Below are 14,576 nucleotides of genomic sequence, written 5' to 3' on the forward strand. Positions count from 1 at the left end.
GTGGTGGCGCCGGCGGGGGGCTGGAGGGCGAGGCCGAGGCCGAGGGCCAGGGCGGCGGTGGCGCCGAGCTTGGTCAGGAGCTTGGTCTTGTTGGTGTTCTGCATTTTGTGCCTTTCGTTGGGGTGGTGGTTTTTTGTGGTTGTTCTGTSCTYGCACCTCAAATTCTGCTGATTCGACTTGTTGCAAACCAGGTTTGTCAGGGTCAGCAAGCTGCCTGGGGGGAGCCGTTTCCTGTCAGCCGAAACACTGGACGGATCCCCCTGCCCCATGAGAAAAGGCACCGCAGGCGGGCCGCGGCCGTACAGGGGATGGCTTTGACCGGCGTCAATGCCCTGACCTTGGGTTCCGGCCATGGGATGCGGCCGATCCGACTGCCGGTTCTTGGGCCCTGGCAGTCACCGGCCAGGATGGGCTGTGTCGGAAAAATTCCCTAAAAGGCGTTTTAGTGCCGGGCAACCCGCATCAACAGGCGTTTTGGTGCCGGGTGGCCCGCGCCAATGATTGGTACTGAGGCGGCCCGCGCCAACAGGCGTTTTGGTGCTGGATGGCCAGCGCCGACAGGTGGCACTCAGGCGGCCCGCGCCAACAGGTGTTTTGGTGCCGGGGTGGCCGGCGTCCGTCGAAGCGCCCATCCGGGGGTGGACGAGACCCGTTGCCTCACTGGCCGCCGAAGAGAAGGCCACGGCTCCGTGCCGCGCACGGGTGGGCGGAAGAGAACGCGAACGGCCCGGCCGGGGGGCGAGGCCACCATCTCCGTAGGGACCTGCGCGTTCCCCCGCCAGGCCGGATCAAGCCCGTCGGCCCTCAGTGGCGGGCGGCCTCGGGGTTGCGTCGTACGCCGACCGCGGCCAGGGTCGCGCCCACGACGCACAGCACGCCGGTGAGGAGCACGGCCGAGTGCACGCCGTTCATGAACGCGTTTCCGCTGCCCTCGACGACGGCGGCCGCCAGCCGCGCGGGCATGCCGTCCGAGACCGGCGAGATGCCCATCGCCACCGCGTCCCCGGCCTTCTCGAAGGCGCCCGCGGCGGACGCCGGGACCCCGGCGTCGATCAGCTCACCGGTGAGCGTCGAGCCCACCCGGCCGCTGACCAGGGAGATCAGCACGGACGTGCCGAGAGCTCCGCCGATCTGCAGCGCCGTGGCCTGCACGCCGCCCGCCACACCGGCGTCCTTGGCCGGCGCGCTGCCGACGATCGCGTCGGAGGAGGCGGACATCACCATGCCGACGCCCAGACCGAGCGCGAGGAACGGCGGCCACATCACGGCGTACGAGGAGTGCGCGTCCCACGTCAGCATCCAGAAGGACGCGACGGCCTGAAGCATCATGCCGATCGGCATGGACAGGCGCGCGCCGAACCGTCCGGTCAGCGCCGCGCCGAGCGGTGACGCGACCACGGTGGCCAGGCTCAGCGGCAGGGTGCGCACGCCCGCCTCGACAGGAGTGAAGCCGCGGACGTTCTGCAGGTAGAGCATCAGGAAGAAGATCACACCGAGCAGCACGAAGAAGTTGATCGCGGTGACGATCGTGCCGATGGTCAGCGAGGGGCTGCGGAACAGCCGCATCGGCAGCAACGGGTGCCCGACGCGGGTCTCGTACCAGCCGAAGACCGCCAGAAGGACGGCGCCGACGGCGAGGACGCCCAGCGTTCCCCCCGAAGTCCAGCCCCATGTCTCGCCCTTGATCACGCCGAAGATCAGAGCCACCAGGCCGAGCGCGAGCATGATCACGCCGGGGATGTCGAAACGATGGTGGCCCGTGGAGTTCCTGCTCTGCGGCAGTACGAGCGCGCTGACGGCGAGGGCGACGATGCCGATGGGGGCGTTGATGTAGAAGACGGACTCCCAGTTGACGCGCTCGACGAGCAGTCCGCCGACGATCGGCCCGAGCGCGGTGGAGCAGGACGCCACCATGGCCCACAGCCCCACCGCCATGCCGAACTTCTTCGGTGGGAAAACCGCCCGCAGCAGGCCGAGCGTGTTCGGTATCAGCAGCGCGGCGAAGAAGCCCTGCACCGCGCGGAAGGCGACGACTCCCCCGATCGATCCGGACAGGCCGATCGCGACCGAGGCGACGGTGAACCCGACGGTCCCGATCATGTAGTACGTCCGCCGCCCGAAGCGGTCGCCGAGCTTGCCGCCCAGGATCAGGGCGGCGGCCATCGCGATGAGATAGGCGTTGGTGACCCACTGCAGGTCGGCGGTGGACGCGTTCAGGTCCCGGCCGATCTCGGGGTTGGCGATCGACACCACGGACCCGTCGAGATTGACCATGAAGAGGCCGATCGCGACGGCGATCAACGTCAGCCAGGGGTTGGAGCGCCGGCCCAGCGAGGGGCCCGGTGGAGAGTGCGCGGGCATGGCGCGGTGTTCCGAGGTGGCGGAAGACATGGAGATGCCTTGTCTGTGAGGAGGTTTTTCGGGACGTCGAAGAGACGAGTTGGGACTACGGGGCGGCCGCGGGCACGTGGCGACGTCCGGTCACAACCGTGAGAGCCGCCGCTGGCCGATCACCCGGTCCGCGGACGCAGGCCGTACGGCGGACGCAGGCCGTACGGCGGACGCAGGCCGTACGGCGCGCGGGCCGGCCCCGGTGGAGGAAACCGCGCGGGATCAGCCGGCGGTGGGGGGGAGATGCCGGCTCAGGGACGTCAGCGCGCCCAGGGCCGAGCCCAGGGCATCCCGCTCCCCGTCTGTGAGGGCGTGCAGCGCGCGCGCCACATAGGCCGTCTTGAGCCGCCGGACCTCGGCGAGCCGCTGCCTGGCCGTGGCCGTGGGGTGAAGATGGGCGACCCGCTTGTCGGCGGGGTCCTGCCTGCGCTCCAGCAGCTCCAGCTCGGTGAGCTGCGAGACCAGGGCACTGACGTTGTTCGGCTTCATCAGCAGCGCGTCGGCGGCCTCGCGGACCGTGATCCCCTCGCGCTCCTCGACGAGCCACAGCAGCGCGAGCTGGCCTTCCGGAAGCCTGGGATGCGGGAACTCCTGGTCGACCTGCCGCTCAAGAGCCCTGTGCAGCGCGGGCAGGCTCACCACGAGCGCGGAGGCCACGTGGTCGATGTCCTGAGAGGACGCGCTGGAGGCGGGCATACCTCCCACAATAGGTATCAGCACATACCTATGTCAACATACCAATAGGCGATCGGGGTGCCGATGATCATCGCATCGACACCCCGACCAGGACGGACCGGCGGCGGCCGTACGGCCTGCGCCCGTGAAGATCTACGAGACGGGCTTCAGTTCGATGATCGACAGCTTGCCCGCGGGATACACCGCGACCGTCCTGAGCCCGGAGCCGGCGGCCAGTGCGCTGATCTCGGCGACCCCGCGCTCCTTGCCGCCGCAGTGGACGAGCATCCGCAGGTCCATCCCGGTGTGCGGAGCCCCGCCGCCGGCGTCGACGGTCTCCAGGACGAACACGGTGCCGTCGGGACCCGCAGCCTCCGCGCAACGCCGCAGGATCGCGCGCGCGGCGGCGTCGTTCCAGTCATGGATGATCCACGAGAGCACGTAGCCTCCGGCGCCCGGTGGCAGTGGATCGAAGAAGCTTCCGGCCACGACGTCGGCGCGGTCGGCCAGACCCGCCGCCGCCAGTGACTTCCGCGCGACCTCGGCGGTGTCCGGCTGGTCCAGAACCGTGCCCCGCAGCTCCGGATACTCGGTCAGCAGCGCGATCAGCAGCGAACCGTCTCCGCCGCCGACGTCGACCACGTGGCCCAGCGACCCCCAGTCGTAGCACGAGAGAAGCCCGGGCGCCCGCGCCGGGACGTTGGCGCTCATCCACCCGTTGAAGGAGTCGGCACGTGCCGGGTCGGCCGCCAGGTCCTCCCAGAAGGGCCGGCCGAACTGGACCGGGTAGGCGGCCTCGCCCGTACGGACGCTGTGCAGCAGTTGGACGAAGGACAGTTCGATGCGGCCGACCGCGCCGTCGACGTCGAGCAGGGCGCGCATGCCCGCGGGGTGATCGTCACGTAGCGCCTCGCCCCGGGCGGTCAGCGCGTACCGGCCGGCCTCGTCACGGCTCAGCACGTCCCTGGCCGCGAGATACCGCATCAGGCGGTCGAGCGCGTCGGCATCGGCGTTCACCGCCTCGGCCAGCTCCGGCGCGGTGCGCAGTCCGGCGGCGATGTGGTCGGCGATCCGCAATGTCGCCGCCACGCGCAGTACCATCGGGGTCGCGAGATGCGCCATGGCCCACAGCTTGGCGCCCGCCCCGTCTTCGTCTGCCAACACGTCTTCCTCCTTCGCAACGCGCACGGACCGCCGCGATCACAGCGCCGGCTCGCCGCCGATCGCCGGATGCGCGGTTCAATCGTCACGCCGGGGCTCTTCACGGCACATCTCCAGGATTGCGGAATGCCCGCTCCCGGCTCCCGGCCTTCGGCTCCCGGCCCTCACGCCGGGTCGGGTCGGGTCCGTCCGGTCCGGAGGTAGGCCGCCGCGCTCGGCGCCCGCCGGAGGCCCCGGAACGCGCGCGGGCTCCTCGCCGATGATGACGGCGAGGAGCCCGCGGTGCCCTACCGAGCCCGGTCGGAAATCCCGACTAGCTCTCCTGGAAGGACTTGTGCACTACCTCGGCGAACCCTCCGGGGTGGGTGGCGAAACCCTGGTGGTCGCCGGGGACGTACACCGGTGCGGCGCCCAGACGCTCGACGAGCGCGAGACCGGCCTGGTGGGGCATCTGCCCGACCGACCCCTCCCCGACCGCCACGAAGACGGGGGTCGAGGCCGCCTTCAGCCCGTCGACGTCGGGGACGTGGTTGATGGTCGTCCGCAGCTGGTGGGCGAAGAGGAACTCGGTGTTGGCCTGCATCCTCCCCATCGCTTCCAGCATCTCCGGCGACATCTGCGACATGTCCGGCATCTGCGGGGGCGGGCTGTCCTCGCCCTCAACGGCCAGGGTGGCCATGAACTTCTGCCCCGCCGGGCCGAGGCCCTCGCTGACGTAGGTGTCGTACACGTCCTGGAAGGTCGCCTGCCAGCGCTCGCTGTCAGGCAGCAGGGTCATGGCCGGAGGCTCGTGCGCGACCACCGCCCGGACCTGCTCGGGATAGCGTGCGACCAGGTCCAGGGCGGTCAGCGCGCCACCGCTGCAGCCCAGCACGTAGGCCGGTTCGGTGGCCAAGGCCTCCAGCACGTGGTGGGCGTCGTCGCTCTGGACCTCGATGGAGAGGGTCTCCGGCGGCGGGCCGTCCAGGGTGCTGCGTGAGGTGCCGCGGTTGTCGAAGCTGATGACCGTGTAGCGGTCGGCCAGAGCTTCGGCGACGCCCTCGAACGTGCTGGCGTCCGCCGGACCACCGGGGATCATCAGCAGCAGCGGACCAGATCCCCGGATCTCGTAGTACAGCGTCGCGCCTGGCACTTTCAGAGTGTCTGCCTTCGTGGCACCCATTCACTTACCTCCATGACTATGTGTGTGAAGAGTCATTCTGTGACTCTATTATTCCATTTCTGCGGGCAGATTATGGCGAAATAGGCAACTCTCCCGAGAACGTGTCCGGCCGACGCCTGTTCCTCTAAATAGAGGAGTTATTGACAGCCGCTCTATCATCCACCGTCGAAGCCGATCCGCCGGTGGTTACGAGTGCCGTGTCCTCACTCTCGGTGGCGGGAGCCGGGTCGGCGGGGGGAGCCTCCGGAGCCGCCTGGCCGACGGGGGGCACATGCCTGAGCCGGACGGCGACCATGACGGCCACGATGCCGATCAGGACGGCGCCGATGATCGAGACGGAGTGCAGGGCGTCGACGAGGGCCTGGTAGGCGGGGGTCAGCAGCGAGGTCGCCACGGGTTCGGGCAGCTGGCTGGCGGCGGCGGTGCCCGCGGCGAGGCTGTCGCCGGCCGCGGCGGCCGCGGGAGCCGGGATGCCGGCCGGCAGGGTGTCGGCGATCTGGTTGCGGTAGACGGCGGTGCCGATGGTGCCGAGGATGGCGATGCCCAGGGTGCCGCCGAACTCGGTGCTCAGCTGGGTGAGGGAGCCGGCCGAGCCCGCCTTCTCCGGCGGGGCCGAGCCGACCACCAGGTTGGTGCCCAGCGCGATCAGCGGGGCGCCGCAGAAGGACAGGACGGCGAAGCCGATGATCAGGGTGGCGGTTCCGCTGGTGACGCCGACCTGGGTGAAGACCAGCAGCACGGCCACGATGCCCGCCATGCCGGCGGCGATGACGTAGGCGGGACGGAACCGGTTGGCCAGTTTGGGACCGACCTGGAAGCCCAGGGTCGCCGCGGCCATTCCGGGGATCAGCGCCAGACCCGCCTGCAGTGTGGACATTCCCTGCACCAGCTGCAGGTAGAACATCATGAACAGCATCATGCCGCCGCCGGTGCTGCTGTAGGACAGCTGACCGATCAGCGCGGTGCCGACGGCGCGGTTCTTGAACAGCTGCAGGTCCAGCAGCGGGTTGTCCAGGCGGTTCTGGCGGCGGACGAACGCCACCCCGGCCACCAGGCCGGCCACCACCGCGACCACGGGCAGCACCTCCCAGCCGTCGCGGACCAGCTGCTTGATCCCGTACACCAGCGCCAGCATGCTGACGAGGGACAGGGCCACGCTGGTCAGGTCGAGCCGGCCGGCCTGGCTGTTACGGAATTCGGGCAGCAGCTTCGGACCCGCGATGAGCACGATCACCATGACCGGCACGCCCAGCAGGAACACCGAACCCCACCAGAAGTTGGTCAGCAGCACGCCGCCGATGACCGGGCCCAGCAGTGCGCCCAGGGTGAAGGTGCCGCCCCACACGCCGAAGGCGGCAGCCCGCTGCTTGGCGTCCTGGAACATGGTGACGATCAGCGCCAGGCAGGACGGACCCAGGGTGGCCCCGGCGACGCCCAGCAGCGCGCGGGAGACGATCAGCATGCCCGGGTTCGTGGAGTAGGCGGTCAGCAGCGAGGCCACGCCGAAGGCGGCCGCGCCGATGAGGAGCAGTTTGCGCCGGCCGATCCGGTCGCCGAGAGTGCCCATCGTGACGAGGAACCCGGCGAGCAGGAACCCGTACATGTCCATGATCCACAGCTGCTGGGTGCTGTTCGCCCCCAGGTCGGTGGCCAGGTTCGGCAGCGCGAGTAACAGCACGAACAGGTCGATGGCTACGACGAAAGTGGGCAGGGCAAGCACCGCCAGCCCAAGCCACTCCCGCCGTCCAGCTTTGGTCGGTACTTCGCCAGCAGTCACGTCACTGATCCTTTCGTCATAGTGCTCACTATTTCGACTCCTGTTTTCAGCTCGGTTCTGTCAGAAAGCGTGCGCGCCGGACGGCACGCCCGCATCTTTCAAATTGCTTTCTTTACAGGCTGAGGTCAGCGGCTGAGCTGAACGATGTTTTCCAGGTCGGCGCCCGAATACGGTTCGGCGTCCCTGAAGTACTCCACCCTCAGGCTGTCGGGGCTGCGCGGACCCGCGGCGGCGCGGTCGGCGTGGTAGGCGTCCAGCAGTCGCTGGGCTTCGGCGGTGGCCTCGGCGAACCGCGTGTCGGGGTCGGCTCCGTGGGCCAGCACGTCGCCCATGGCGTGCGTCATGACGTCCTGGGCTCCGGCGAAGTCGCCGAACAGCGCTCCCTGCGACGGCGGCGCGCCGTCCTTGGCGTTGGCTCCGCCGTCGTTCCCCCGGCCGGGATACCTGTTGACGTGCTCGCTGGCCACGCGGTGGTAGGGGTGCTCGTCGAACCAGCCCTCCTCCTCCAGCAGGTCGTAGGACGCGTGGGTGAGCGGGATGAAGCTGTTCGCCTTGTGCCGGTCGGCGGCGTTGCGCGGGTTGTGCAGGAACTGCAGGAACGCCAGCGCGCCGTCCTGGGTGGCCTCGTCGAGGCCGTCGGCCAGCCAGAGGGAGGTGCCGGCGACCGCGTTGCCGCCATACGGGACGTGATCGTTGTAGGGGAAGATGCCCGCCTCGATGCCGAACCCGCGGCTCTTGGCCGTCTGGACCATGTAGTTGACGTCGTTGGACGAGGAGATCCTGATCGCCACCTCCTGGTCGGCGAAGGCCCTGAGGGTGCCCTCCCAGTCCGGCATCTTGCCGGTGTAGAGGTAGTGGCCGTCCTGGTGGAGCCGCTGCCACCACTTGACCCAGGTCAGCATCTCCTTGGAGGAGAGGTCGACCTTCTCGGCCTGGCCGGACCTGCCGTTGTCCCGGTCGGCGAGCAGCCCGCCCTGCGAGGCGATCGCCTGCTGGAAGAACGTGCCGTGGTTCGACCAGGTGATGGCGTGGGACGGGCCGCCCTCGTGCGCGGCGATCGTCTTGCAGACGGCTTCGACCTCGTCCCAGGTCTGCGGCAGCTCGGTCACGCCGGCCGCGCGGAGCAGGTCCGTGTTGGCGTAGAGCAGGCTCGTCGTGCCGACCGACGGCATGGAGAGCAGGTCGCCGCCGTAGGTGTAGTACTCGCGCAGCGCGGGGATGATGTCGTCGATCACGACCGGCTCGCCGAGGATCTCCGTACGGCCGGCGATCGCCTTCTCAAGCGAGGTGAACAGCGGGCTGCCGTCCCGCTTGACCGAGTCGCGGGCCACCTGGGCCATGTAGAAGTAGTACTCCGCGATGGCCGGCACGCGTCCTTCCGCGGCCGCCTCGGCGATCTCCACGGGGAACGTCCGGAAGTCCTGGCCGGTGATGTTGATCCGGTACTCCGGATGCGCGGCCTCGAACTCCTCCCCCCACTTCATCCACCGGTCCATGTATCCCGGAAAGGTCAGGTCGGCCACCCAGACGTCGATTACGGTTTTGCTCTTCATTCGATCTCCTCCTGCTTGTCAGGGCATGGCGGCCCGACCGGCCGCGCACCGGGGGTGCGTGCCGAGCGGTGATCGCCGGAGCATGTTCGCCTGGCCGTACGCCATAGGGCTCGGGTCGGTGCCCGCGTGGGTCGTGGGGAGCGCGGTCCACCTTGAGGCCCATGATTGAGCAGCGGACGACGGGCGGGCATCTCCTGAATTGCCCGATTCGACCGCCCTGCCGATCCGAATCCGGCCCCGGTGAAAGGCCCGCGACGCGGAGAAGCGCGGGAAGAACCGGACGCGCCCGCGCGACGCGCTGAGCACGCGGGAAGAGACCGGACGTGGCCGCGCGACGCGCTGAGCACGCGGGAAGAAGACTCGGCGGGATGCCGATGTGACGATCTCATCGGCGATATCTCTCCGGGCGCGGGCCGGCACCGGCTGGTCCGGCACGGCCTCGTCCGGTGCCCGAACTTGTGGAGCCGCAGCCCGAACGGGCAGCCGTCGCCGCTGCCCCGCGAACGGAGGCACGTCACCCATGACCATGCTCGGCGAACAGGACACCGGCATCTCGCTGCCCGGGGACGCGGCGTACGACGCCGCGACGCAGGTCTTCAACCTGGCCGCTCCGGCCCGGCCGGTGGCGGCGGTCACCGCGCACACGATCGACCAGGTCCGCAACGCGATCCGTCATGCCGAGTCCGAAGGACTGCAGGTACGCGTGCACGCCACCGGCCACGCCTCGGCGGCCACCCGTCCGATGGACGGCGCGGTGCTGATCCGGACGGAGCTGGGCGGCGCCGTCGAGATCGACGCGCGGAGTCGCGTGGCGCGCGTCCCCGCGGGGACGCGGTGGGGCGCCGTGGCCGAGGCCGGGGCGCCGTACGGCCTGGCCGCACCGCACGGCTCGTCGCCGACCGTCGGCGTCGTCGGGTACCTGCTGCGCGGCGGGCTGAGCCCCTACGGCCGGCAGGTCGGGCTGGCCGTCAACAGCGTCCGCGCGATCGAGCTGGTCACCGCCGACGGCGAGCTCCGCCGGGTGGACGCCTCGTCAGACCCGCGGCTGTTCTGGGCGCTGCGCGGCGGCGGTGGGGGTTTCGGCGTCGTCACCGCCGTCGAGATCGAGCTGTTCCCCGCGGCCAAGGTCATCACCGGGGCGGCGTACTGGCCCGCCGTCCACGCCGAGCGGCTGCTGTCGGCATGGCGGCGGTGGACCCTGGACGCGCCCAGGGAGGTGACGACGTCGCTGCGGGTGATGAACCTGCCGCCGCTGCCGGGCGTCCCGCCCGCGCTGGCCGCGGGCCCGGTGCTGTCGGTGGACGGTGCGGTGCTCAGCACGACCGACGACGTGACCGTCGCGCGGCGGTATGCCGAGGACCTGCTCGGGCCGCTGCGGGCGGTGGCCGAGCCGGTGATGGACACCTGGGAGTTGACCACCCCCGCCGCGGTGCTGCACGCGCACATGGATCCCAGCGACCCCGTTCCCTTCCACGGCGACCACATGCTGCTCTCCGAGATCGGCGAGGACGGCGCCGCGGAGTTCCTCAGGGTCGTCGGCGAGGGATCCGGATCACCGCTGATCGTCGCCGGGCTGCGCCAGCTCGGCGGCGCGTTCTCGGTACCGGACCCGGCGGGAGGCGCGCTCGACCACCTCGACGCCCGCTACTCCTACGCGGGCTCGGGAGCGCCGTTCGACCCGGACGTCGCGCGGGCCCTCGTGGAGCACTGCGCGAAGGTGCGTGCCGCGCTGGAGCCGTGGGACACCGGACGGACCGTGCCCTCCTTCGTGGAGCGCCTGGACCAGCCGCAGCGCCACCTCAGCCCGGAGCAGGTGGACGCCGTCGACCGGGTCCGCGCGCGCGTCGACCCCTCCGGCCGGTTCCGGGGCGACATCGCCCCCAACGCGTCGGCGTTCCTCTGAGCGCGTCCGATCGCGCGTACGGCCCCTTCCGGCCTCCCCGGCGCCTGCCCGCCGGCGCCGGGGCTCGCCCGTCTCCCTGAGGTCGCCTCCCTGAGGTCGCCTCCCTGAGGTCGCCCCCTCTCCCCCGGCGCGCCCGGTGCGGTGAACGTGACGCCCGCGCCGCGACGGCACGGGAAGGCGTCCCGGGGAACACCGGCGCGGGCCCTTCCGGAAAACACCGTCACGGAGACGACACCGCAATCCCGGAGATGCGCGCGGAGCAGGCGAATGTGACGCTGGGTGCATGCCTGAACAGGCAGAACCACACTGATCGCCGGAGGTAGCAAGCGGCGTGGGCCGGGCCACCGTACAGCGGTCCATCGCGCCTTCCGGTTCACCCTGTCGTCGCGGTCCCCGCCGGCGCCGGCGCGCGCCGAACACGTGGTGATCCGGGCCGGCGGCCGCCCGGCACCGCCGTCGGGTCTCAGGGAATGAACGGATTGGAGTACGTGATGGGTTCCTCTTCCACCATTCATGGACGTTTCGCCGAGCAGGTCGGCCGGACGCCGGACGCGGTGGCGGTGTCTTCCGGCGACGTCCGCCTGACCTACCGGGAGCTGGACGAGCGGTCGAACCAGATGGCGCATCGCCTGCTGGCGTTGGGCGCCGGCCCCGAGGTCCCGGTGGCGGTGCTGATGGAGCGCTCCGTCGACGTGGTGGTGGCGATCCTGGGGATCGTCAAGGCCGGGGCCTTCTACCTGCCGGTGCACCACGCGTATCCCCTGGAGCGCATGCAGTGGATCATGGACCAGTCCGGGGCGCCGGTGCTGCTGGCCGACGAGGTCATGCGGGAGCGGGGCCTTCCCCGGGGCGGTCACGTCCTCGTCCCCGGGACCGACCGTGAACTGGCGGCGTCACCGGTGTCCGCCCCCGGGACGGCGACCCATCCGGACCAGCTCGCATACGTGATCTACACCTCGGGCTCCACAGGGCATCCGAAGGGCGTCGCGGTCACGCACCGGGACGTGCTGGGCCTGGCGTTCGACCGGATCTGGGACACCGGACGGCACGAGCGGGTGCTGATGGTGGCTCCCTACGCCTTCAACGTGTCCACCTACGAGCTGTGGGTGCCGTTGCTGCACGGAGGTCAGATCGTCGTGGCGCCCCCCGGCGACCTGGACGTCGGCGTCCTGCGCCGCCTGATCGGCGAGGAGCGGATCACCGGCGTGCACCTGACCGCCGGGCTCTTCCGGGTGGTGGCGGAGGAGGCGCCGGAGTGCCTCGCCGGTGTGCGCGAGGTGCTGACCGGTGGCGACGTGATCGCCCCGACGGCGGTGCGGCGCGTGCTGGAGGCCTGTCCGGACACGGTGGTCCGGGCCATGTATGGAGCGACCGAGATGACTTTGTTCTCCACGCATTCGCCGCTGACGGCTCCGTACGAGGCGGGGTCGGTCGTGGCGATCGGCGGCCCGATGGACGACGTCCGCCTGCACATCCTCGACGACCGCCTCGGCCCCGTCCCCGCCGGCACGGTCGGTGAGCTGTACATCTCCGGCCGGGGTGTGGCGCGAGGATACTTCGGCCGCCCGGATCTGACGGCCGAGCGTTTCGTCGCGGACCCGTTCGGAAGCCCGGGCGAGCGGATGTACCGCACCGGCGACCTCATGCGCAGGAACGACGACGGCCTGCTCGAATTCATGGGACGCGCGAACGACCAGGTGAAGATCCTGGGGTTCCGGGTGGAGCTGGCGGAGGTGGAGGCCGTCCTGGCGACGTACCCGGGGCTGGCCCACGTCGCCGTGGTCGCGCGCGAGACGGAGGCGGGCGAGAAGCGGCTCGTCGGCTACATCGTCCCCGAGGCCGGCGACCTCGACGCCCCGGCCCTGCGCGCCCACGCGATGGACTCGCTGCCGGAGTACATGGTGCCGACGGTGTTCGTCGCGATGGACGCCCTGCCGTTGACGCCCAACGGAAAGCTGGACCGCCGGGCGCTTCCCGAGCCGGACTTCGAGGCCGTGGCACCCTACCGGGCGCCCCTCGACGCCAAGCAGGAGGTCCTGTGCTCCATCTTCGCCGAGGTGCTCGGGGTGCCGCGGGTGGGCATCGACGACAGCTTCTTCGAGCTGGGCGGCCAGTCGCTGCTGGCGATGCGGCTGGTCAGCCGCATCCGGGCGGTGCTGGGCGTGGACCTGTCGATCGGCGACCTGTTCGACGCCCCCACCGTGGCGGACCTGGCCAGGCAGCTCGACAGCGACCCGAAGCAGGTCGGTCCCGGCTCCGGAAGGAAGTAGCCGGACGGACCGGTCCGCGGCCGGCCCGCATGAGCGGATGCCGCGCCTATCCGATTGGGAGACCCGAGAGAGGGCGAGATGACGAATCCTTTTGACCTCCAGGACGGTGTTCACTCCGTGCTGATCAACGAGGAAGGCCAGTACTCCCTGTGGCCGGCCTCCGCCGACGTGCCGGCCGGATGGGCCGTCGCGTACGGCCCGGCCCGCCGCGGCGCCTGCGTCGACTACGTGAACGCCAACTGGACCGACCTGCGGCCGCGCAGCCTCGCGGCCCGCATGGGCGCCTCCTCCTGAGCCCGTTCCGGCGCCTGTCCGGCCTGACCCGCCGGACTTCCGCCTGTACGGCACGGCAAATTGGACGACTAACGGAGAAATGACCTATGGCCTCGTCAGGAACGCAGATCTTCGAAGACATGTCGCTTGATCACGTCGAGTTCTACGTCAACGGGCTCGCGGCCCAAACGGATTGGTTCGTCGACAGCTTCGGTTTCTCGGTGTACGCGGCCACGGACGCGTCGGAGAAGGAACCGGAGGTCCGGTCGGTGGGACTCGGCGGGGACCGGATCCGGCTCGTGCTGACCGAGCCACTGGTGGGCGACCATCCGGGTGCCGCCTATGTGGAGAAGCACGGCGACGGAGTGGCCGACATCGCGCTGCGGGTCACCGACGCCACCGTGGCGTTCGACGAGGCCGTACGGCGCGGCGCCCGCCCGGTGTCCCCGCCGGCCGGGTACGGCGGCGTCGTGACAGCCACGATCATGGGTTTCGGCGACGTGGCGCACACCTTCGTGCAGCGCGTGGGTGACACGGACGAGCGCGCGCTTCCCGGGTTGCGGCCGGTGGAGGGGACGGCGTCCGGCGCGGGCGGCAACCTGGTCGAGGTGGACCACTTCGCGGTCTGCGTGGAGTCCGGCCAGATCGACGCGACAGTCGACTTCTACCGGCAGGTTCTCGACTTCGAGCTGATCTTCACCGAGCACATCGTCGTCGGCTCCCAGGCGATGACCATCAAGGTGGTGCAGAGCCGGTCCGGCGCGGTGACGCTGACCCTGATCGAGCCGGACGTGTCGCAGGTCGCCGGCCACATCGACGAGTTCCTCAAGCACCACGGCGGCGCCGGCGTGCAGCACATGGCGTTCACGGCCGGCGACATCGTGGAGGCGGTGGGCACCATCGGTGCCCGGGGCGTGGAGTTCCTGAGCACCCCGGACGCCTACTACAGCCTGCTTCCGGAGCGGGTGGAGCTGGGCCGCTACTCCGTCGACGAGCTGCAGAGACTCAACATCCTGGTCGACGAGGACCACGACGGCCAGCTCTACCAGATCTTCGCCCGATCCGTGCACCCGCGTAACACGTTCTTCCTGGAGCTCATCGAGCGGATGGGGGCGCGTTCCTTCGGCAGCGGCAACATCTCGGCGCTCTACCAGGCGGTGGAGCTCCAGCAGAGCAGGGAAGAGGCCGCCGCCTGACCCCGCCGGCCCGCCCGCCGGAGAGATCCGGACGGCGGGCCGGCTGACGACATGTCCCGACTCTCCCCTCTGCCACCCGGCCCCGATCACGGCCGGGTGGCAGAACCGCGTTCCGGGCCGGCATCGCGTGACGGACCCGGACAGGAGACAGGGGCGGGGAGCGGCGACGGATCCAGGGACGGAAAACGGCCAGGACGGGGACGGCGACGGGGAAC

At 70.4% G+C, this 14,576-nt stretch carries 10 protein-coding genes; 4 read left to right on the plus strand and 6 right to left on the minus strand.

Annotated features, from left to right (window positions below; all coding sequences use genetic code 11):
• Positions 1–804: 804 nt before the first annotated feature.
• The 6 genes from CA984_RS35495 to CA984_RS35520 form a co-directional block, all read right to left on the minus strand.
• Entirely contained in the window at positions 805–2,391 is a 1,587-nt protein-coding gene (locus CA984_RS35495; RefSeq protein WP_086577788.1) for a DHA2 family efflux MFS transporter permease subunit, read from the minus strand.
• A 222-nt stretch (positions 2,392–2,613) separates the two neighbouring features.
• On the minus strand, positions 2,614–3,087 hold the full coding sequence (locus CA984_RS35500) for a MarR family winged helix-turn-helix transcriptional regulator (protein WP_086577789.1): 474 nt from the start codon (positions 3,085–3,087) through the stop codon (positions 2,614–2,616).
• A 132-nt stretch (positions 3,088–3,219) separates the two neighbouring features.
• On the minus strand, positions 3,220–4,230 hold the full coding sequence (locus tag CA984_RS35505) for a methyltransferase (RefSeq protein WP_086577790.1): 1,011 nt from the start codon (positions 4,228–4,230) through the stop codon (positions 3,220–3,222).
• A 310-nt stretch (positions 4,231–4,540) separates the two neighbouring features.
• Positions 4,541–5,359: an alpha/beta fold hydrolase gene (locus CA984_RS35510; protein ID WP_242676353.1), complete on the minus strand. Its 819-nt coding sequence runs from the start codon at positions 5,357–5,359 to the stop codon at positions 4,541–4,543.
• A 154-nt stretch (positions 5,360–5,513) separates the two neighbouring features.
• Positions 5,514–7,166, minus strand: a complete 1,653-nt coding sequence (locus CA984_RS35515; RefSeq protein WP_086577792.1) for an MFS transporter — start codon at positions 7,164–7,166, stop codon at positions 5,514–5,516.
• Between the two features lie 125 nt (positions 7,167–7,291).
• Positions 7,292–8,719, minus strand: coding sequence for an ABC transporter substrate-binding protein (locus tag CA984_RS35520; protein ID WP_086577793.1), 1,428 nt, complete (start codon positions 8,717–8,719; stop codon positions 7,292–7,294).
• A 520-nt stretch (positions 8,720–9,239) separates the two neighbouring features.
• Between CA984_RS35520 and CA984_RS35525 the strand changes: the two genes are divergently transcribed.
• The 4 genes from CA984_RS35525 (at position 9,240) to hppD (ending at position 14,361) form a co-directional block, all read left to right on the plus strand.
• Positions 9,240–10,622: an FAD-binding oxidoreductase gene (locus tag CA984_RS35525; RefSeq protein ID WP_086577794.1), complete on the plus strand. Its 1,383-nt coding sequence runs from the start codon at positions 9,240–9,242 to the stop codon at positions 10,620–10,622.
• A 491-nt stretch (positions 10,623–11,113) separates the two neighbouring features.
• Positions 11,114–12,892, plus strand: coding sequence for a non-ribosomal peptide synthetase (locus CA984_RS35530; protein ID WP_242676354.1), 1,779 nt, complete (start codon positions 11,114–11,116; stop codon positions 12,890–12,892).
• 78 nt (positions 12,893–12,970) lie between these two features.
• Positions 12,971–13,186, plus strand: a complete 216-nt coding sequence (locus CA984_RS35535) for an MbtH family protein (protein WP_086577796.1) — start codon at positions 12,971–12,973, stop codon at positions 13,184–13,186.
• A 119-nt stretch (positions 13,187–13,305) separates the two neighbouring features.
• On the plus strand, positions 13,306–14,361 hold the full coding sequence (gene hppD, locus CA984_RS35540; RefSeq protein WP_242676355.1) for a 4-hydroxyphenylpyruvate dioxygenase: 1,056 nt from the start codon (positions 13,306–13,308) through the stop codon (positions 14,359–14,361).
• Positions 14,362–14,576: the final 215 nt, after the last annotated feature.

Source organism: Streptosporangium minutum (assembly GCF_002149035.1).
Taxonomy (GTDB): domain Bacteria; phylum Actinomycetota; class Actinomycetes; order Streptosporangiales; family Streptosporangiaceae; genus Streptosporangium; species Streptosporangium minutum.